An 18,585-nucleotide genomic window follows, 5' to 3' on the forward strand; every position below is an offset into this window, starting at 1 on the left:
ACGGCCGGCCCCTTCAGGTCACCGCGTGCGCGGAGGCGCCAGGGCGCGTGTACGCCTGTCGTGGGACGAGCGGCCCGTGGTCGCCCGAGCAGATGACGACGGCTTCCACCTGCTCGCCGCAGTCACGGTGGCGCACCTCCAACGGTGGCCCCTCGGGATCCGCGGCGTAGCGATCGCCCCACTGCTTCAGGGCGATCATCACGGGCCACAGATCCCAGCCCTTCCGGGTGAGCCGGTACTCGTGGCGCGTGCGGTGTCCCGGCTCGCGGTACGGGACGGTCTCCAGGATCCCCGCGGCCACCAGTTTGCGCAGCCGGTCCGCCAGCACCGCCTCCGACAGTCCCACGTGCCGACGGAAGTCATCGAAGCGGTGCACGCCGTTCATGGCGTCACGCAGCACCAGCAGCGACCACTTCTCGCCGATCAGGTCGAGGGTGCGCTGCACTGTGCAGTTCTCCGTACTGGTCTCCAGCCAGGTCATGCGGTCATCGTAGGCTGGCTTCGACGTTGACAGCCAGATGTCCGGCTCGCTAACTTTGTTTTGTGAAGTCAGCAGGGGAGGAAGAGGCCGATGACGAGGTCGCGCACGTTCGAGTGGCAGGATCCGAGCACCTCCGCGGCCGCCGTCGGCCAGGAGAGCGGTCTCGACTTTCTGCGCAGGGTGCTGTGCGGACGCCTGCCCGCCCCGCCCATCGCCGCGACCCTCGGATTCACACTGGAACAGGTTGAGTTCGGCAGCGCGGTCTTCGCCCTGGAACCGGGCGAGGAGCACTACAACCCCATCGGCAGTGTCCATGGCGGGGTCTACGCCACGCTCCTCGACTCAGCCGCAGGCTGCGCCGTGCAGTCTGTTCTTCCGGCGGGCATGGGCTACACCTCGCTCGATCTGAGTGTGAAGTTCCTGCGCCCGGTCACGGTCGACACCGGCAAGGTCCGCGCCATCGGCACCGTCCTCAGCCACGGCCGCCGCACCGCCCTGGCCCAGGCGGAACTGCTCGATTCCGAGGACCGCCTGCTCGCCCATGCCACCAGCAGCTGCATGCTCTTCCCGGTCTCTCCGAGCTAGCCGACGGCCGGCGCCTGCCCGACGGGCCTGATGCGACAGGGCCATGATGGCCTGGTGGCCGGCGTTGGTCGGTCCATCGACGAGACTGTGGGACGAACCTCAACCGGGCCCACAGCAGGCCCGGTTGAGGCACTCCGGAGTGGCCGGAGGCGTACGGTAGCCCGGCTACGGAAGCGTCGCGCCCTCCGCGTTCAGCGCCGCCGGCACCGGCTGGAAGAAGGTCTCGCCGCCGGAGGTGCAGTCACCGCTGCCGCCCGAGGTCAGCCCGATGGCCGCGTCACCGTCGAAGAGCGCGCCGCCGCTGTCGCCGGGTTCGGCGCACACATCGGTGTCGATGAGCCCGGAGACCGTGCCCTCCTCATAGTTCACGGTCGCGTCCAGTGCGTTGACCGTCCCGCCGTGGACACCCGAGGTGCTGCCGCTGCGCTGGACCGATTCGCCCACGTAGGCGTCGGCGGCGTGGGTGATCTGCTGGCTGCTGCCGTCGTAGAGGTCGACGGCGCTCGAGTGGTCGCTGTTCGCGTCGTCGTACTGGACCAGGGCGTAGTCGGTGCCGGGGAACTGGGAGTCGACGGTCTGGCCGACCTCGCCGCCGCCCTGCGAGTCGGACCAGGTCGAGGAGGCGTTGCCGCAGTGCCCGGCGGTCAGGAAGTACGGCGCGCCGTTCACCGACACGTTGAAACCGAGGGAGCAGCGGACACCGCTGCCCCATATGGCGTCGCCGCCCGCGATGAACGGCTTGAACGCGGAGGCGGCCCTGCGTACGACCACCTTGTCACCGAGCGAGTCGACCACGGTGGTCAGCCGGTTGCGCTTCGCCCCCGTGACCGTCGGGTCGACGGTCACGACGACCTTGTCCTGCCGGGGGTCGATCGCCCAGGCGGTGCCCGCGATCCGGGCCCGCTGGTTCAAGGTGCCGAGCACGCCGCGGAGTTGGGCCGTGGAGTAGCGCACGGTTCTGGGCACGGCACCGGCGTTGCGGACCTGGCCGGCCGCGGCCGGATCGGTGATGCCGACGACGAACCGGCGCGCCGCGGCGTCGTAGTAGGTGCCGGCCGCACGATCGCCCAGGCGGGCGACCAGGTTCGCGGCGACCGCGGCACGGGCCGCGGCCGGGGTGGCGGCGGCCGGAGCGGTCGCGGCCGTGGCCGAGCCGGGGAGCAGGGCGGCGCCGGCGGTGAGAACCACGGCGCTCGCTCCAGTGAGCGCGCGGGTGGTGAGAGCTGTGCGACGTTGCGACATGTGGGGCCTCCAGTGGGGGTTGCCCCGCTCGCTCACCGAGTCGGGGCCGGAGGGACGGAAGGCACGGGGACGGCGACCCATAGTTCGACGTGGCCATGCCAAACGCCGTCGAGTATGGCTTCGCACGTACGCCACAACAAGGAGGCTTTCCGGCCGCGCCTGCCCGGGGCGGGCGATCCCGGTCGCCGCCGTCTCGGCACGCCGGACCTGGTCGGCGGCGAGGGGCGTTCACACACCGTGCGCGCCATCGGGACCGCCGTCCACACTCGGTTCCTCCACGGCTGGCCGGTTCACACCCATCCCGTCCGGAATTCGGAATACCTGTCCCTCATTTGGACCACTCTTGGCTCGCCGATGACCTGCCGCGGCGTCACCGGCATGCCGGGCTTGACGGTTCGTTCACCCGGATCTCACCGTGCCCTCCTCCCGCACCCCGTGGGAGTCGACGCCCATGAACTCCCCTGACTCCGTTGTCCGTTCAGTGCCCCAGCGGACGCGCGTTCGTCGCAAGGGCCGATGCTCCCGTGAGGTCGTGGTCTCCTGGCACACCACCCCCGCCCACGCCGCCCGCCGGCACGGCGAACGAATACGTTCAGGGCCTGCCGATCGGCGGCGGCTTCCGCGTCCCGGCCATCATCATCTCGCCCTGGTCAGTGGGTGGTTGGGTCTCATCGGAAGCCTTCGACCACACCTCGGCCCTGTAGTTCCTGGAACGGTCACCGGGGGAAGGAGCCGAACATGTGCGACTGGCGGCGTGCCGCCTTCGGCGACCTCACGACCGCCTTCCGCTTCCGCGACGCCCGCCCCGGCCCGCCCCAGCTCCCCGACGACACCGCTGAGCAGTTGCAGAAGGCGCAGGAAGAGGTGGCGACTCCGCTGAGGCCGACACTGCCCGGAGCGGACCAGACGTGCCCCCACCAGGAAGGCGGCACCCGTCCGCACGGGTGACACCGAGGGCCCACGCCGCCTCTCGTGAAAGTCCCCCAGTCCGCTTCCCCAAGGCGGACTCCGAGGCGCCCCGGACACCATTTGGCAGGCTTGCCCCCATGAGCAGTGTTCGTGGGGGCGTGCGTGCGCCGAGGATTCTGGTGGTCGATGACGAGCCCGAGGTGCGGTACGCCGTGGAGGACGGCCTCGACGTGGAGGGGTACGACGTGCGCGGGGCGGAGGACGGGCAGTCCGCGCTGGCGGAGGTCGCGTCCTGGGAGCCCGACGCCCTGGTGCTCGATGTGATGCTGCCGGGTCTCGACGGGCTGGCGGTCTGCCGTCGGCTGCGGGCGATGGGCGACCGTACACCCGTGCTGGTGCTCACGGCGCTGGGCTCGGTGAGCGAGCGGGTGGACGGTCTGGACGCGGGCGCCGACGACTATCTGGTCAAGCCCTTCGCCCTGGACGAGCTGGTGGCCCGCATCCGGGCGTTGCTGCGCCGCAGCGCACCCGCCGAGCCGGCGGAGGCGGCGGAGCTCGCCTTCGCCGATCTGGTGGTGGACCCGGCCACCCGGACCGGGCGGCGCGGAGCGCGCGCCATCGAGTTCAGCCGGACGGAGTTCGCGCTGCTGGAACTGCTGCTGGGCAATCCGGGCCAGGTCCTGACCAGGGAGACGATCCAGGAACGGGTGTGGGGGCGCGCCTTCGGCCCGGAATCCAACTCGCTTGCGGTGTACGTCGGTTACCTGCGGCGCAAGCTGGAGGCCGACGGCGAGCCACGGCTGGTGCACACCGTGCACGGAGTCGGCTACCGGCTGGACCTGGCGTGATCGCCCCACGGCCGGTCCGGTGGCGGGACGCAGACCTGCGCTCCGGGTGGCCTCGACGACCCCTGCGGACCCGGCTGACCCTGGCCGCATCGCTCGCCGTGGCGGTCGTCGTGGTCGGGGTGTGCGCGGCCGCCTTCCTGGTGATCCGGTACCAGTTGCTGCGTCAGCTCGACCTGCACCTGACCCAGTCGGCGCGGCTGGCGGCCCAGCAGTACCGGCACGAACCGGCCGGTGTGGTGCAGGGCGAGTGCCGGTACCTCGCCGCCCCGGCCTGCGCCCAGCTGGCGCCCGCCCGGCCCGGCGACGATCCCGCGAAGCCCTATCTGCTGCCCGTCACCGGCATCACCCGTGCGGTCGCCGCCGGCACCCACGGCGCCTACTACAGCGAACTGCGGCTCGCGGGGCACCGCGCCCGCATGTTCACCACGCGGCTCGACGACGGGCGGGCGCTGCAGGTCGCCGTGCGCGCCGACACCGTCGACCAGGGCGTGCGGCAGGCGGCTGAACTGCTCCTCGCCGTGGGCGCGGGCGGCGTCCTGCTGGCCGGTGGCCTCGGCTTCTGGGTCTCCCGGACGGGCCTCGCCCCGGTCGGCCGGCTGACCGCGACGGCCGAGCGCATCACCACCACCCGTGACGCCCGCCACCGCATCGAGCTGCCGCCCGGCCGCGCGGGCCGCGAGGACGAGCTCACCCGGCTCGCGGTGGCCTTCAACACCATGCTGGAGGAGCTGGAGAAGTCCGTCAGCGCCCAGCGCCGGCTGGTCGCCGACGCCTCGCACGAACTGCGCACTCCGCTGACCGCGCTGCGCACCAACGCCGAACTGCTCGCCCGGTCCGCCCGCCTCACCGACGCCCAGCGCGAGCGGGCCGCCGGGGCGCTCGGCCGTCAGCTGCGCGAGGTCACCGTACTCGTCAACGACCTGATCGAGCTGGCCCGGGAGGAGGAGCCGGATCCCCTGGTCGAGGACGTGCGACTGGCGGGCGTCGTCGGCCACGCCGTGGACGCGGCCCGTGACCACTGGCCGGACGTTTCCTTCCAGTTGTCCGTCGCCCCGGGAGCGGAAAGCGGCACGGTCGCCGGCGTACCGGCCCGGCTCTCCCGGCTGCTGGCGTGCCTGCTCGACAACGCGGCGAAGTTCAGCCCGCCCGGCCGACCCGTCGAGGCGACACTCACCGGCTGCGGAGACCGGCTGGAGGTCACCGTCCGCGATCACGGACCCGGCATCGCCGACGAGGACCTGCCGTACGTCTTCGACCGCTTCTACCGTGCCCGCACGGCCCGCGCACTGCCCGGGTCCGGACTCGGCCTCGCCATGGCCCGCCAGATCGCCCACGCCCACCACGCCGGCCTCACCGCCGAACGCGCCCCCGGCGGGGGCGCCCTGTTCCGGCTCCGCCTCGCCACGCCGTCCCGCACCGGGAGCTCTCACAAAGTTCTTAGACCGCCCCGTGACAGTGACGCCCCATGAAGGCGAGGAAGATCAACAAGACCAAGAAGAAGTTCGTCGCGCTCAGTGCCGCCCTCACGGTGATCGGAGTGGTCGGCACGGCCACCGCGTTCGGCACGGGCGTCCGGGACAGCCGGCACGTCGAGGCGCACGGCAACCGGGTCACCGTACCCGTCGCCGGCGGGCGCGCCGTGGTGGACACCACCTCCCTGGCCGTGCGCGCCCAGGCGGACGACGGACACGCCTGGCAGCTGTCCGCTCCGGCGGCCAACGTCCTCGGACCGGCTGGGCAGGTCTCGGTGCACGGGGACCAGGCCACCTGGGGTTACCCGGCGAAGGGGCTCCTGGTCACCGCGGCCGCACGCGACGGACGGCTGGCGGTGACCGTGCACTCCGCCCGGAAGGGCACGCTGACCTGGCCCGTGACCGCCACCGACCAGGACACGAGCGACCTGCAGATCCCGCGCGGCGAAGGCCTTTCGGTGCCCGTCACCGACCGCTGGTGGAACTCCGCGGGCGCCGGGCTCGCGGGCTCGGAGGCGGGCCTGTCCGACGGTCTGACCATGCCGTTCTGGGGGACCAGCCTGCGCGGCGGGCACGGCGCGAGCTACGTCGCCGAGTCCGACATCGGCACCACGCTGAAATTCGTCTCCGCCGACGGCCGGCTGCACACCGAGACCGAGCACGCGTTCTCGCCGTCGGAGGACACGCTCGACTACACGCTGACCTTCGCGCTCACCGACGGCTCGCCGGTGGCCGCCGCCCGCGACTACCGGGCCTGGCTGCAGTCCCACGGCGGCATCACCACCCTGCGCCAGAAGATCGCCCGCAACCCCGCGGTCGGCAGGCTGGTGGGCGCCTTCCATGCCTACACCTGGGGCCAGGCCCGCACCGCACAGGGCATCAAACGCCTTCGGGAGCTGGGCATCGACAGGATGTGGCTCGGCTACGACGCCGACGGCTCCCCCATGGACCGCCCGGCCGTGAGCCTGGCCGAGCGGTCCGGCTACCTCGTCGGACCGTACGACTCCTGGGCCAACGCCCAGGACCCCGCCTCGGCCGACACCTCGGTGTCCAGGTGGCCCGCGCCCGTGTGGCAGGACGCCTGTGTGCGGGGAGCCGACGGCAAGGTCGTGACCGGTTTCGGCGGGCGCGGCTGCTACGTGAGCTCCGAGGCGCTGCGGCGCGCCGAGCCGTCCCGGCACCATCTGGCCGACCGCACCCGTGAGATGACCGCGAACGGCGCGAACAGCTACTTCCTCGACGTGGACGCCGCCGGCGAGCTGTTCACCGACCACTCCCCCGCGCACCCGATGACGCAGGCGCAGGACCGTCAGAACCGGCTGCGGCGGATGGCCTGGCTGTCCGGCGACCGCAAACTGGTGCTCGGCTCGGAGAGCGCCGGTTCCTGGGCGAACGGTGCGCTCGCCTTCAGCCACGGCTCCGGGACCCCGGTCCCCGACCAGCTGTGGAAGCTGGAGCGGGACCGCGCCACGTGGGGCGGCTACGCACCGGCCGGCGCGCCCGGCATCTTCTTCAAGCCCGTCCGGTTGCCGGCCGACCTCGCCAGGGCGATGTACGACCCCAGGTACCGGGTGCCGCTGTACCAGACCGTGCTGCACGACTCGGTGATCAGCACCGAGCGCTGGGAGCTGTCCTGGTCGAAGCTGCCCGACCAGAGCCGCACCCGCGCGCTGCTGGCCATGCTGTACAACGTCCCGCTGAACCTCGTCCTCGACAAGGCGGAACTGGACGCGCACGGCAAGCAGATCGCCCGGCTGCAGAAGTACTTCGAGCCCCTGCACAAGGCCGCGGCGACCCAGCCCATGACCGACTTCCGCCGGCTGACGCCCGACCTCCTGGTGCAGCGCACGACGTTCGGCGACGGCGTCCTGACCGTCACGGCCAACTTCTCGACCCGCACCTACGGCGGACTGCCCGCAGGCTGCGCCGACGCGGTGGTCGGGGGCGGCACGGCCCAACGGTTGTGCCCGGCCGCTCTGTGACGCCAACAGGCGTTTCCTGCCTCTGACATGAGCGGATTCGGGCGCGCGAGGCGCCGGCTCCCCTCGCGCGCCCGAACGGGTCCTGCGTGCCCGTACCGAGCACACCCTCAATCGTCAACTACTGATTGACGATTGAGGGATCGTCAATCTACGATTGACGCATGAGTCCACTCAACGTCAACCTCGCCGACCTGATCGCCCGTCTCGACGAGGAACGCCCCGACGCCGACGACCTGGCCCGCATCAGTGAGGCGCAACTACGTGCCCTGACCCTGTCCGACCTCGGTGACCAGCTCGTCGACCACTACGTCGGCAAGGCCAGGCAGGCCGGCGCGTCGTGGAGCGAGATCGGCGACGCCATCGGGGTGTCCAAACAGGCCGCCCAGCAACGCCACGCACCGGCCCCGTTCGAGCGGTTCACCGACCTCAACCGGCACAGCATCGTGCTGGCGCAGGAGGCCGCGCGAACGCACAAGCACGATTTGATCGGCACCGAACACATCCTGCTCGGCCTGCTCGGCGAAGCGCGGGGCCTGGCGTACGAGGTGCTGATGGCCAAAACCGAGTCGGAACAACGCATCCGCGACGCGATCGAGGAAGCGATGCCGCCGGCCGGGAAGAAGGCGCTGCGGGGGCACATCGCGTTCCGGTCGGAGAGCAAGGAGGCCATCCAGCAGGCACTCCGCGCGTCGGCCAACCTCGGCCACGACTGGGTCGGCACGGAACACATGCTGCTGGGCCTGATCCGCGTCAAGGAGAGCACGGCCGCACAGATCCTGCGCAACCTCGGCTTCACCTCGGACGAGTTGCACGAGACGGTCAAGACCGAGGTCACCAAACGGATCGCCGCGCGCGACAAGCGGTGACGAACGACCAGTCGCGCCGGACCAGGCCGAGGTTCACCTTCTCCCGGGGATGGTGATCAGACCCAGGGGCCGCCGGAAGGTGCGGCCCGGCGCGACGACCCGGTCCTCCTGTCCGCGTGGTCGTGGACATGCGCCACGGCCGCACGTCCCGGTCCCTGCTGGTCGACGGCTGTGAACCCTGGGCCTGCGGGACGAACACCGCCTGCGGCCCAGGCCCACGACACCATCGCCAGGTGACGGGGTGTGGTCCGACCAGTACCAGGCCGTGCGCTGCGCCAGGCACCTAAGGACGGCGTGCCCAGCAGGTCAGCGCCATGTGGCGGGTGAAGTCGAAGTCGACGGTCGATGCCCGGCACCCCAGCAGTCCTCGGTCCAGAAGGCCCGATTGATCCGCGCGACGGCGCAGGCACACCAGAGCGCCGGTCCACGCGACGCCCCTCGGGGAACGCATCCCACAGCTCACGCTCCGGTGAAGCCGACTCGCCCATGAGAGCACTCGTGCAGAGTGGTGATCTCCCTTCGCGCTCGCCTTGCCTCGCCCGCACGCGGGTCCGAGGGTGGCCCATGCTGTCAGGAGTTCCAAGCCCGTCCTCGGCCCCTGAGAGCCGGTGCGGCTCGGGCATCATCCCCTGCACGCAAGGGAACGATCATGAGCGAGATGAACGCAATCCGGGCACACCACCGCGGCGGCCCGGAGCAACTCACCTACGAAAAGGCCCCACGCCCACAGCCCGGCCCCGGCGACATCCTGGTTGCCGTGCGGGCCGCCTCGGTGACCGCCGGAGAACTCGACTGGGACGCCACCTGGACCGACAGCTTTGACGGCTCGGGCCACGACCGCACCCCCGCCATCCCCTCGCACGAGTTCTCCGGCGTGGTGGCCGCCCTCGGCGACGGAGCCACCGGATGGCAGGAAGGTGACGAGGTGTACGGACTGGTCCCCTTCACCCGCGACGGCGCCGCGGCCGAATACGTGGCCCTGCCGGCCGATGCGGCAGCAGCCGAACCCGCCTCCCCCCTGACCACGACCAGGCCGCGGCCGTGCCGCTGGCAGCGCTGACCGCCTGGCAAGCCCTCGTCGACCACGCCCATGTGCGCCCCGGTCAGCGCGTGCTCGTGCACGGTGGCGCCGGCGGGGTGGGGTCCTTCGTCGTCCAGATCGCCACCGCCCTCGGCGCCGACGTCACAGCCACCGTGGGCCGCAACGACCTCGAATTCGTACGATCGCTGGGAGCCGACACGGCCATCGACCACGTCCATCAGCGCTTCGAGGACGAGGTCGACCCCGTGGACGCGAGCGGCACAACGCCCACGGTGTCTTCTTCATCGTGGAGCCCGACGGGGCCGGGCTGGAGTCGATCACCCAGCTCATCCAGGAAGGCCGCCTCACCCCGACGGTGGATCGCGTGCTGCCCCTCATCGAGGGGCGGGCGGCGTACGAGGCCCTCGAGCGCGAACACCAGCGCGGAAAGATCGTCCTGCACATCGACGACTGAGCCGCACTCCGCCGGCCCCGTCTCCGCCCCAACGCCCGGCCTGCCTGCACGGCCTGGACGCCCGCAGGTGATGGACGAGCCCCCTGAGACACCGTCCACCTTCACCATCACGCCCGACGCGTGCGCCGTACGGGAGGCCCTGACGTCGCCGGCGCCGGTCCAGGAGTGGACACTGCATCCCATTGCCAGTTGCCCGAAAGGCGCTTCGGGTGGCGTTCAGCGGGCGGCCTGCCCCGCCTGCTGGACCTTGGCCTGGACGTGGGCGACGTAGCGAACGGTGAAGACCAGCGGGACGACGAATCCGGCGATCTGGACGATCATGGCGGCGGCCGAGTGGGCGTGTCCGGCGTGCGCCACCAGGGCGAGGACTACGGCGGTCACGGCGAAGGCGGCGGTCCAGACGGCCGTGATGACCACGTTGACCCGGATGAACGGCTTCAGTCCCCACACCTCGCGCGGAGTGGTGCGCTTGGCGATGCCCAGCGTGAACGGGCGTCCGACGGCCAGCGAGACGCCGGCGATGACGGCGAGGGTCCCGGAGGACAGGGCAGCGGAGTAGGTGTGCACACCGGAGTGCGGGGCGGCGAAGGCGATGGCCGCGAGGACGGCGAAGAAGGCCGCCGAGCCCGATTCGATGATCAGCGCGTCGAAACCGGCACCGGACCGCTTCTCCTGCGCGATGATCGCGACGGACACCGCCAGAGCGGTCAGAGCAGCCCACTGCCACGCTCCCGAAGGGATGACGGCGAAGACGATCCAGGGCAGGAACGTACGCAGGTACGACATGGGATTCCCCCGTTTTCCGGGTCCGACGGTCCGAGCCGGTCGCCGAACTCGCTCAGCCCCCTGTTTCGACATGTCAAAACTAGAAGGTCAGCTCGTGACATGTCAATATTGGAAGGTAGGGTGGGGGCCATGAGCCTGAAACACGCTTTGCTCGGCCTACTGTCGGAGCGTCCCGCCAGCGGCTATGACCTGCTGAAGCGGTTCGAGACCTCACTGGCCAACGTCTGGCCCGCGACCCAGAGCCAGATCTACACCGAGCTGACCAAACTGGCGGGCTCCGGGATGATCACGGTGGCCGCCGAGGGCCCGCGCGGCCGCAAGGAGTACGCCCTCACCGACGAGGGCCTGGCCGAGCTGCGCCACTGGCTCACCGAGACCAGGCCCCAGGGCAACACCCGCAGCGACATCCTGCTGCGCGTCTTCTTCCTCGGCGTGCTCCGCCCCGAGCAGGCACGCGCCTACCTGACCGAGCTGACGGAGATGTCCGAGCAGGGCTACGAGCGACTGCGGCAGCTCTGCGAATCCATCGACTGGGGGGACGACGACCTGTCGGTCTACGGGCGGATCGCCCTCGAGTACGGCCTGCGCTTCAACGCCATGCGGCGGGAGTGGGCCGAGTGGGCGGCACAGCAGATCAAGTAGACGGTGTCGTACGCCGATCGACCACGGGCCGCGTTCCCCTCGACCGGGCCACGTACGACGTCCCGTACGGCCGTGCCCTTCCGTTACCGTATGGGCCGGGCCGGTGCTGCTCACCACGGTCATGGCGCCCGCGCTCGGGCCGGTGAGCCAGCTCGGTCTGACCGGTCCGGGGGTGCGTGGCGGTGATCTGGATGTGGCACAGGGAGGGGCGGTCCGTTCGGGCGGAGGTGCTCGCGGCGACGCTGTGTGCCTGTGTCGTCGAGGTGCTCGCCGTGCGGCAGTTGCGGCTGCGGAGTTTCCGGCACCCCGGTCGGCCCGTCTGGCTGCCGTTCCGCCATGCGCTGCTGGTCCTAGTGTGTCTGGTCGCGGCCCAGTCGTTGCCGCGCTTGCTGCGCCACCCGCTGGTGTGTCGACCTGCCCCGGCACGTGGCCGTCATCATGGACGGCAACGGACGCTGGCCACCCGGCGCGGCCTCGACCGCGGCGAGGGCCACGCGGCCGGCGGCGAGGCACTGTTCGAGGTCGTCTACGGCGCCGTCGAGATCTGACCGTCAACGGCTGCCTGAACTACGGCGGACGCGGCGAACTCGCCCGCGCGGGCGCCTCCCTCGCCCACGCCGCGCTCGCCGGCGAGCTGGATCCCGCCCGCCCGACCGAACGGGACTTCGCCCGCTTCCTGCCCCATCACCCGCTCCCCGACGTCGCCCTGCCGTGGCGCACCGGCGGTGAACGACGCGTCTCCAACTTCCGGCCCTGGCACACCGCTTACTCCGAGCCAACCAGCTGTGGCCCGATGTCGACCGGCGGGACCTGTGGCAGGCGATCACCGCCTACGGCTGCCGGACCCGCCGCTTCGGCGCCGTACCCGAGCCACGTACGGCCCAGGCGAACCCGCACTCCTACGCTCCGAATGTCGCGCCCGCGTCGCACTGAACGCGGACCAGACCTGGCCACCTTGCCGACGGGGAGGGTCCGTGGCTGAGTCGGCGCGTGATGTCATGGCGATTCTGGCTCGGACTTCGAGCCTCGAGCATCACCGCCGATGCACCGCATATCAGGGCGTGATTCCCCGGCCCGGGACGGCGGGCCGTGACTGGTCGTGGGGACCTGTGGGAGACCGGCCGCATCACATACGCAGAGCGGCCCCGGAAAGGCGGCGGGCGATTCCCGGAGGATCAGACCACGTTCGTGAGCTTCTGGCGCACGACGATCGCGTCGAGCCGAACCGCGAACGGTGCGGTGTCGGTGAGGCCCAGTGCTCCCACACGGGACTTGCCGAAGCCGACGGTGACGTCGGCGCAGAAGGCGACTGCGTACAGGTACTCGCCGGCTTCCTCGTCCTGGAGGGCGAAGAACAGATCGCGGTAATAGCTCGTGCGGTCCGGTCCCTCCTCGTAGTAGACCAGTCCCGGTGCACCCTCCTGCGCCGCGAGACCGGTGAAGGCCTCCACGAGGTGGCGCTCAACGGTGTCCCAGAACGACGCCTGAGCCGCCTCGGGCGGGAGCGCCTGGCGGACCGCCTCCTTGAGGGAGAGCGCCATCACCAGAATCGGCGCCTCCTCCTGGAGCCCCCAGCCACGGACCATCTTGACGATGTCGCTGTCGGGAAGCACCGCAGCGGCATCGCGAATATGACCGAAGTCGTAGTTGACAGTGGCTGGCGCGATCGCCTCCTGGAAGGCACGCTCCAAGGCCTCCGCCTGGGCAAGATGGGCCTCTCCCACCTCGGTGACTATCCTGAAACAGGCTGTCAACTGCCCCTCCTTAAACATTTTGTTGCACCGATGAGGCGTCAGTATGCACGCATCCGTGCGCCAAGGCGACCCGCAGAGCGCCCGGTGCCGCATGCGCCACGCGTCAGGGTGACGGAATCGAAGAGGCACCGCCTAGCCGGCGTAGGGGTTGCCGCCGAGCCAGGTGGTGCCGTCGATCAGTTCACGCACCGCGTCCAGGTGGCGGGCGCGGCGGCGGCCAGCACGGCGTCCGCGCGCGTGATGGCCGCACGGTAGTCGGCGAAGACCTCCTCGGCGCTCATCCCAGCGGGTACGTACCAGTGCGCGTTCGCGCCCGCGGTGAGCTGTCCGGCCACATCCGGCTCCCCCGCGATCACCCCCGGGAACCAGAAGCGTTCGACATCCAGGGTGAGGTGGCGCACCAATGCCAGGCAGCTCCAGCCGCTGGGCAGTACCGACCGCCGCAGATCCTCCTGCGAGAGCCCTTCGAGGGCCCCGACGACGTGCTCGCGCTGGCGGTCCAGGGCGCGCTTGAGGACGTCGAGTTCGGCGTTCACGCGGCCGCGCACAGTTCGGTGAGGCGTTCCAGAGTGCTCACCATCTGCGTCTGCCACCAGGCGCGCCCGCTGTCCACTTCCGCGCGTTTGTCCTCCGGCATGCGCGAACCGTCGAAGATCTCGGTCACGACCGTCGCCCCGGCTCCCTGCGGGGTCAGGTCGAAGATCCAGCGGTGGCCCCACGCGGCCCCGTTCGCGGTGACGTCCGGGTGCCCGCGACCGGGCCTCGGCTCCCAGCCGATGCGGCGGTCCGGCTCGTACTCAACAATGTGGTTGTTCATCTCGTAGTCGCCGTAGCGCTCGTAGTACATCCGCATCACGAAGACGTCCCCGACGCCCGATACCGCGCCGCCGGAGACCACACCGCGCAGCATTCCCGAGCCGTCGAGGTGCGGGTGCCGCCCGGGATCGGCCAGGATCCGGAAGACGTCCTCCGCCGGGGCACCGATGCGCCGGGACACCCTCACCACGGCCTCGCCTGTCCTACCCGCCATCCCAGCTCCTCCGTCAACCGCAGAGCATGAACCTGCCGCCGGCCCGGACGCTACACCGCGGGTACGACAACGCCGGCCGAGCCACCCAGGCCCCGCCCTACGCGGGCCGACCGAAGCTTCCCAGTGCGGGACTGACCCACCCGGCCCAGCAAACCCCGCCGGTCACAGCACCAGCCAGTCAGAGCCGGAGGGGGACCGGCACCGCGGAGGTGGAGGGACGGCCCAGGAACAGTTCCCCTGAGGGGCGCGAGCCGGACGCCCACTCTCCGAGCGTGTGACGGTCGACCACGTCGAGGCGTTGTTGCTCGGCGAAGGCCGCGGCCGGCGCCGCCACTCGGCCATTGGTCACGATCACCGCAATGTCGGCGCCGTGGACTTGGCGGTCGGTGCCTCCCGGGACAAGTCCTCGCGCGGCCGCGTTGTTGGCGAACGAATCCGCTCCTGCCGGCGTCGTTCTACTGTGAAGACGCACGCGCTTGATCGTCGTATTGTGCCGGTGGCCGTCGCGACCCTGGTCGTCCTGACGGGTTGTTCGGCATCAGAAGCAGCGGGTTCGAAGACCGTCACGAGGAACGAGGCGATCACTCAGCCTGTCACAGTGAGTGGTGACGGTCGCATCCTCACCGTCATGACGGAGTCGGGCGGGTGCGACAGCTCTCCTCGCCTACGGATGTCCGAGACCCCCGAGGCTGTCCTCCTCACCGTGCGGGTCGACACCCGGACGGGACCGGACGTCGTCTGCTCGGCTGTCGCCCGCATCGGACCGGCCCGAGGGACCCTGCACGAGGTCCTCGGGTCGAGAACCGTGACCGACGCGACGACAGGCCGTCGTGTGTCTGTCCGGTGGTCTGAGGCCCCTCCTTGATGGGAGACGGACGGCCGCCACGGGGTGACGACGACGAGTGCCACGGCCATGGCTCGGCGGCAGGCACGGTCAGCGCCGGCAGCCGGCACGGGGTGTGGCCCGTCGACCCCTGATCTCGACCAGCTCGCCTCGTGCCGGGACGGGATCGAAGTGTACGACGTAGGCAGGACGGACTGACGCAATGGCTGCATGGCCAGGCTGCGTTCGGGGTGGGCGTCGTTCGCCGTCACCTCGATGCCTAAAATGCTCCCTACGTTGTTCGGCGGGATGTGGTCAGCCGAGGCCGGCACATCCCCCGAAACCACTTCTGATCCGCCCTTAGGGGTGGCTCACCCGCTCGGATGCGCTCGGCGAGCAACTGGTTGCGGGGGTGTGCATGGTGAGTGCATGAACACTACACCTCACCCCAAGAAGACCGTTTCCTGGATTCCGCGAGTATTCGCGGTGAGTGCCGCCATGGGCATCGCTTGTGCGGCGGGCGTGGCAACTGCCACATCCGCCGTGGCCGCGACGCCCGCCACGCACGTCGCCACCAAGGCCGCGCCAGCCTACGGCCACGGCGGCGGCGGTGGCGGGGAAGAAAACCAGTGCGGCAACGGTCTCCTCCCCATCCTCAACTTCTGCAACTGACGGGCAGCCGACGGTAGTTCCTGCCCGTCAACGCACAACCGCATATGGAAGAAGTCGACCCACCCATCCCCAGGGCGGTCAGGAGCAGGGGCGCGATCCCTCTCACTGACCGCCCTGCCGACCGCAACAGAAGGCCTGCGCCCACTGCTTCTGCCGGGCGGTAGAAGGTGCAGTGGATGAAGGATCGTTCTGATCATCGGGAGCAACGGCTCACCAGCGGGTCCGCGGAGCGGCCGAGGGCCAGCCAGCACCTGGGCGACACCACAGGGCCATCCTGGACCATCGAACGCACCACGGCCTGGATCGCGGGATTCCTGCGCCCGCGCCGGCGCTACGAACGCAAGGCCGGCCACTTCATGGCCTTCACCGGCATCGCCGGCACTCGCATCTGCTCACCGTGACTCGCCAGGACAGGCGCCCCTCAGGATGCGTCGGCATAGGCGAGGTGCGCCCCGCAGACGGTGCAACGGAACAGCATGGCGGTTGCCCCGTCGCCCAGGTGGGTCAGGAAGCGCTCAAGCTGGTTTTCGTCGTGCCAGCCTTCGATGCGCATGTCGGCCCGCAGCTGGTCGAGGGCTTCGGGATGCGCCGCCAGCCCGGTGTACCCGACTTCACCCACGAAGGCGGCCGCGTCCTGGCAGTGGACGAGCCAGTGCGGATCCTGCCACGCGTGGAAGCCAGGGGTGCGGCGGGTGACCTCATGCAGGACTTCCTCGCTGACACCGTCAAGCCCGTAGGAGTCGGTGAATTCACCCGCGAAGCGTTCAGCCGCGCTCCCGTCCGCGATGCACCATGGGCAGAAACGTCCGTTGACCTCGTGGGCGGTGTAGAACGTCGCCGTGTAGATCCAGCCCGTGCTGCGCGCGCAGCAGGCACACGTCTCGGCGGCGGCACGGATGGACCCGCTCGCAAGAGGGTCTGGGTGATAGCGGAAGAAGGGCAGGCCGGCGCTCATCGCCGCTTCCCGACCTGCGCCTCGACGGCCATGCCTACTGATCCCATGGGGGGACAGTCTGTGCGCAAGTAGGTCGGCGATCAAGCGGCGACGTCGACCTCCTCCTGCTGGTCCAGCCGTACCAGCTCTCACCCGGCCGCGTGGACCACGACCAGCCATGCTCGAAGAGGTCGTCGCCGTACGCCTCTCCGAACGCAGCATCGATCAGGAGCTCTTCCCCGTCACGCGCCGAAGGACGAGCGTTGATCAACCCGGCCGGCGTCAGCCGAAGAGGAGATTGACGTCCTTCTCGAATGCCTGCCTTCCTCAGCCCCGGCCACGTCACATGCGCTTCCTGAGACACCAATGCACCTGTCCGAGTGCCTTTCTGGCGTCCCGCGAGCGAGGGACACGGCGGGGGGTATGTCGTTTCGTATGGGGTGACCTTGTGATGCCTGAGGAGATCAGCCGTGTACGCAGTGGTTCGGCGGTACGAAGGGGTGACGGACCCTGCCGAGGCAGGACGCCGAGTGAACGAGGGATTCGTCCCTCTCCTTCGACAGCTCCCCGGATTCGTGGCCTACTACTGGGTTGACGCCGGGGGTGGAGTGATGATTTCTACCAGCGTCTTCGAAGACCGCGCCGGGGCCGAAGAGTCGGTGACCAGGGCGGCCGACTTCGTACGGGACAACCTCGCGTCGCTGCTCCCCAACCCACCTCAGGTCACGGCCGGCCAGGTTGTGGCCGCTGGGTAGCGGCCTCCGCAACGGCTCCGCGCACCCCCTGGCCCATGCCGATGACCGGGGGTTTCAGAAAGCTTCGGCCAGAGCCTTTGCGGCCTGGAAGGCGGTGCCGTGCACGATGCCCGAGCGTGGGAGCGGCACCACCGCGGTCACGCCGGCATCATCTGCGGTGAAGCAGAGAGCCGAACCGAATCAGGGCCACAGTGTCCGGCCGTCTCCGGGCTGCTCGACCACGCGCTGGTCTGGGTGGTGGAAGTCGGCTGGGACTCGAGGGTGTCTGGGCGGGTGGGACGGCTTCGCTGGGTGAAGCTGAAGGCGTGAGTACCAGTAGTGAGCGCCCTGTGAATGCTGAGCAGATCTACGCAGCGCTGGCCGCACTGGCGGCTGAGCCGGCGGCAGATCCGGAGAAGCGGCCCGAGGGGCCACAGGAAGAGGACCGTCTGCACCTGCTGGGCAGTCTGTTGGCGAAAGTGGAGCTCGAGATCACCGCCGCAACCCGTCTGACCACCGAGGAAGAGGAGATCGAAGATGTCCTGGAGACGTTGCTCGGCTGGGGGGAACAAGTAGGAGAGGATCCCGGCCTCGCGGTCAACGTCCTGACGAACCGGCTGCAACGCACAGCGCTGCAGGTCTCCGAACCCGAGGCGGAAGAACTGCCACCCGGCCGGGAGGCCGCCTTCGCCGCCGTCATGACGGCGGTGTACGCGCTCAGCGCCCAGGTGCACGCCGACGGAGGCGATGCGGAGGGCACCCGACGTGCTCTGAGCGGAGCGGAAGAAGCCCTCATCGACATCCTGCAAGGCATGCATGACCTGCGCGTCGCCATCGGCGACGCGCCCGGTCCGGAGGACGAAGCCGACAACTGACCTGCTCGCCGCGCGTCCCGTAGTGAGCCGCTGAGGACGGGAGCCGGCACGGTGCTGCGGCGTCTGGTCGTACGGCCGGACAGCCGATCCACGACAGCGACGGTCATGGCGAGACAGGGTGGGCACTGGGTGGGCACCGACGGCCGGCGGATGGGCCACGGCAACCGGCTCCGGGCACGATCGGGCGTGCCGAGCGGGCGTACGCATCGGCTACGCAACCTCGTTCTTCAGCAGAATGCCCGCCTCCGCCTCCGCCTCCGCCTCCGCCTCCGCCATCCGGTCCAGGAGGTCGACGAGCATCTCACCGAGCGGGTAGCCGTCCATCCAGAACTTCCGCTTGGCAGAACATCCGCTTGTCTTTAGCTTGGCGTTTAACCTCCGCCGTTCACCTGACCTGCTGATCTTGGTTTGTTCCCGGGACAGCAGGGCGGCCGTTCTTCACGCTTCGAGGTGT

Annotated in this window: 22 protein-coding genes and 2 pseudogenes; 16 read left to right on the forward strand and 8 right to left on the reverse strand. The window is 70.1% G+C overall.

Annotated features, from left to right (window positions below; genetic code table 11):
* Positions 1–13: 13 nt before the first annotated feature.
* The gene (locus tag ACFYZB_RS43075; protein ID WP_388767339.1) at positions 14–481 is read right to left on the reverse strand and encodes a winged helix-turn-helix transcriptional regulator; all 468 of its coding nucleotides are present in this window, start codon (positions 479–481) and stop codon (positions 14–16) included.
* Positions 482–571: 90 nt separating this feature from the next.
* On the opposite strand from ACFYZB_RS43075, the gene ACFYZB_RS43080 reads away from it, so the two are divergent.
* The gene (locus ACFYZB_RS43080) at positions 572–1,066 is read left to right on the forward strand and encodes a PaaI family thioesterase (RefSeq protein WP_351215541.1); all 495 of its coding nucleotides are present in this window, start codon (positions 572–574) and stop codon (positions 1,064–1,066) included.
* A gap of 165 nt (positions 1,067–1,231) precedes the next feature.
* Here ACFYZB_RS43080 and ACFYZB_RS43085 read toward each other — a convergent pair whose 3' ends face one another.
* Positions 1,232–2,308, reverse strand: coding sequence for a S1 family peptidase (locus tag ACFYZB_RS43085; RefSeq protein WP_388767341.1), 1,077 nt, complete (start codon positions 2,306–2,308; stop codon positions 1,232–1,234).
* 554 nt (positions 2,309–2,862) lie between these two features.
* Between ACFYZB_RS43085 and ACFYZB_RS43090 the strand changes: the two are divergent.
* From ACFYZB_RS43090 to ACFYZB_RS43125, 8 genes and pseudogenes are all read left to right on the forward strand, one after another.
* Positions 2,863–3,256, forward strand: a pseudogene (locus ACFYZB_RS43090) (alkaline phosphatase family protein); the annotation flags it as partial.
* 98 nt (positions 3,257–3,354) lie between these two features.
* Positions 3,355–4,065 carry a response regulator transcription factor gene (locus ACFYZB_RS43095; RefSeq protein WP_388767342.1) on the forward strand — a complete coding sequence of 237 codons (711 nt, stop codon included), beginning with the start codon at positions 3,355–3,357 and terminating at the stop codon, positions 4,063–4,065.
* Positions 4,065–5,534, forward strand: coding sequence for a sensor histidine kinase (locus ACFYZB_RS43100; protein WP_388767359.1), 1,470 nt, complete (start codon positions 4,065–4,067; stop codon positions 5,532–5,534). The genes ACFYZB_RS43095 and ACFYZB_RS43100 overlap by 1 nt, the downstream gene beginning before the upstream one ends.
* Complete coding sequence (locus tag ACFYZB_RS43105) at positions 5,531–7,519, forward strand: glycoside hydrolase (protein WP_388767344.1); 1,989 nt, start codon at positions 5,531–5,533, stop codon at positions 7,517–7,519. The genes ACFYZB_RS43100 and ACFYZB_RS43105 overlap by 4 nt, the downstream gene beginning before the upstream one ends.
* A 161-nt stretch (positions 7,520–7,680) precedes the next feature.
* Positions 7,681–8,385 (forward strand): Clp protease N-terminal domain-containing protein, encoded by a 705-nt coding sequence (locus tag ACFYZB_RS43110; protein WP_388767345.1) that lies wholly within the window; start codon positions 7,681–7,683, stop codon positions 8,383–8,385.
* Between the two features lie 649 nt (positions 8,386–9,034).
* Positions 9,035–9,445: an alcohol dehydrogenase catalytic domain-containing protein gene (locus tag ACFYZB_RS43115; RefSeq protein ID WP_388767346.1), complete on the forward strand. Its 411-nt coding sequence runs from the start codon at positions 9,035–9,037 to the stop codon at positions 9,443–9,445.
* Between the two features lie 77 nt (positions 9,446–9,522).
* Positions 9,523–9,648: pseudogene (locus tag ACFYZB_RS43120) on the forward strand (zinc-binding dehydrogenase); the annotation flags it as partial.
* On the forward strand, positions 9,609–9,881 hold the full coding sequence (locus tag ACFYZB_RS43125; protein ID WP_388767360.1) for a zinc-binding dehydrogenase: 273 nt from the start codon (positions 9,609–9,611) through the stop codon (positions 9,879–9,881). The pseudogene ACFYZB_RS43120 and the gene ACFYZB_RS43125, both read left to right, overlap by 40 nt.
* A gap of 216 nt (positions 9,882–10,097) precedes the next feature.
* On the opposite strand, the gene ACFYZB_RS43130 is transcribed toward ACFYZB_RS43125, so the two are convergent.
* Positions 10,098–10,667, reverse strand: a complete 570-nt coding sequence (locus ACFYZB_RS43130) for a hypothetical protein (protein ID WP_388767347.1) — start codon at positions 10,665–10,667, stop codon at positions 10,098–10,100.
* 129 nt (positions 10,668–10,796) lie between these two features.
* On the opposite strand from ACFYZB_RS43130, the gene ACFYZB_RS43135 reads away from it, so the two are divergent.
* The 3 genes from ACFYZB_RS43135 (at position 10,797) to ACFYZB_RS43145 (ending at position 12,291) form a co-directional block, all read left to right on the forward strand.
* The gene (locus ACFYZB_RS43135) at positions 10,797–11,309 is read left to right on the forward strand and encodes a PadR family transcriptional regulator (RefSeq protein ID WP_388767348.1); all 513 of its coding nucleotides are present in this window, start codon (positions 10,797–10,799) and stop codon (positions 11,307–11,309) included.
* A gap of 191 nt (positions 11,310–11,500) precedes the next feature.
* A complete protein-coding gene (locus tag ACFYZB_RS43140; protein ID WP_388767362.1) occupies positions 11,501–11,857 on the forward strand; it encodes a hypothetical protein in 357 nt (118 codons plus the stop codon).
* A gap of 14 nt (positions 11,858–11,871) precedes the next feature.
* On the forward strand, positions 11,872–12,291 hold the full coding sequence (locus ACFYZB_RS43145) for an undecaprenyl diphosphate synthase family protein (protein WP_388767361.1): 420 nt from the start codon (positions 11,872–11,874) through the stop codon (positions 12,289–12,291).
* 193 nt (positions 12,292–12,484) lie between these two features.
* Here the strand turns inward: ACFYZB_RS43145 and ACFYZB_RS43150 are convergent, their stop codons facing one another.
* The 4 genes from ACFYZB_RS43150 to ACFYZB_RS43165 form a co-directional block, all read right to left on the reverse strand.
* On the reverse strand, positions 12,485–13,081 hold the full coding sequence (locus ACFYZB_RS43150) for a Type-2Aa cytolytic delta-endotoxin (protein ID WP_388767350.1): 597 nt from the start codon (positions 13,079–13,081) through the stop codon (positions 12,485–12,487).
* A 158-nt stretch (positions 13,082–13,239) separates the two neighbouring features.
* Positions 13,240–13,599 (reverse strand): DUF664 domain-containing protein, encoded by a 360-nt coding sequence (locus ACFYZB_RS43155; RefSeq protein WP_388767351.1) that lies wholly within the window; start codon positions 13,597–13,599, stop codon positions 13,240–13,242.
* A complete protein-coding gene (locus ACFYZB_RS43160; RefSeq protein WP_388767352.1) occupies positions 13,596–14,093 on the reverse strand; it encodes an SRPBCC family protein in 498 nt (165 codons plus the stop codon). Before ACFYZB_RS43160 ends, ACFYZB_RS43155 begins: the two co-directional genes overlap by 4 nt.
* 178 nt (positions 14,094–14,271) lie before the next feature.
* Entirely contained in the window at positions 14,272–14,442 is a 171-nt protein-coding gene (locus ACFYZB_RS43165; protein WP_388767353.1) for a hypothetical protein, read from the reverse strand.
* A gap of 903 nt (positions 14,443–15,345) precedes the next feature.
* Here ACFYZB_RS43165 and ACFYZB_RS43170 point away from each other — a divergent pair.
* Complete coding sequence (locus tag ACFYZB_RS43170; protein WP_351212637.1) at positions 15,346–15,588, forward strand: hypothetical protein; 243 nt, start codon at positions 15,346–15,348, stop codon at positions 15,586–15,588.
* A gap of 176 nt (positions 15,589–15,764) precedes the next feature.
* A complete protein-coding gene (locus ACFYZB_RS43175) occupies positions 15,765–15,989 on the forward strand; it encodes a hypothetical protein (protein ID WP_388767354.1) in 225 nt (74 codons plus the stop codon).
* Positions 15,990–16,009: 20 nt separating this feature from the next.
* Here ACFYZB_RS43175 and ACFYZB_RS43180 read toward each other — a convergent pair whose 3' ends face one another.
* Positions 16,010–16,543 (reverse strand): CbrC family protein, encoded by a 534-nt coding sequence (locus ACFYZB_RS43180; protein WP_388767355.1) that lies wholly within the window; start codon positions 16,541–16,543, stop codon positions 16,010–16,012.
* A gap of 590 nt (positions 16,544–17,133) precedes the next feature.
* On the opposite strand from ACFYZB_RS43180, the gene ACFYZB_RS43185 reads away from it, so the two are divergent.
* Together ACFYZB_RS43185 and ACFYZB_RS43190 are read left to right on the forward strand one after the other, a co-directional pair.
* Entirely contained in the window at positions 17,134–17,277 is a 144-nt protein-coding gene (locus ACFYZB_RS43185) for a hypothetical protein (RefSeq protein ID WP_388767356.1), read from the forward strand.
* A 329-nt stretch (positions 17,278–17,606) separates the two neighbouring features.
* On the forward strand, positions 17,607–18,131 hold the full coding sequence (locus tag ACFYZB_RS43190; RefSeq protein WP_388767358.1) for a hypothetical protein: 525 nt from the start codon (positions 17,607–17,609) through the stop codon (positions 18,129–18,131).
* The last annotated feature ends 454 nt before the right edge of the window (positions 18,132–18,585 follow it).

Source organism: Streptomyces sp. NPDC001852 (genome assembly GCF_042891825.1).
Classification (GTDB): Bacteria; Actinomycetota; Actinomycetes; order Streptomycetales; family Streptomycetaceae; genus Streptomyces.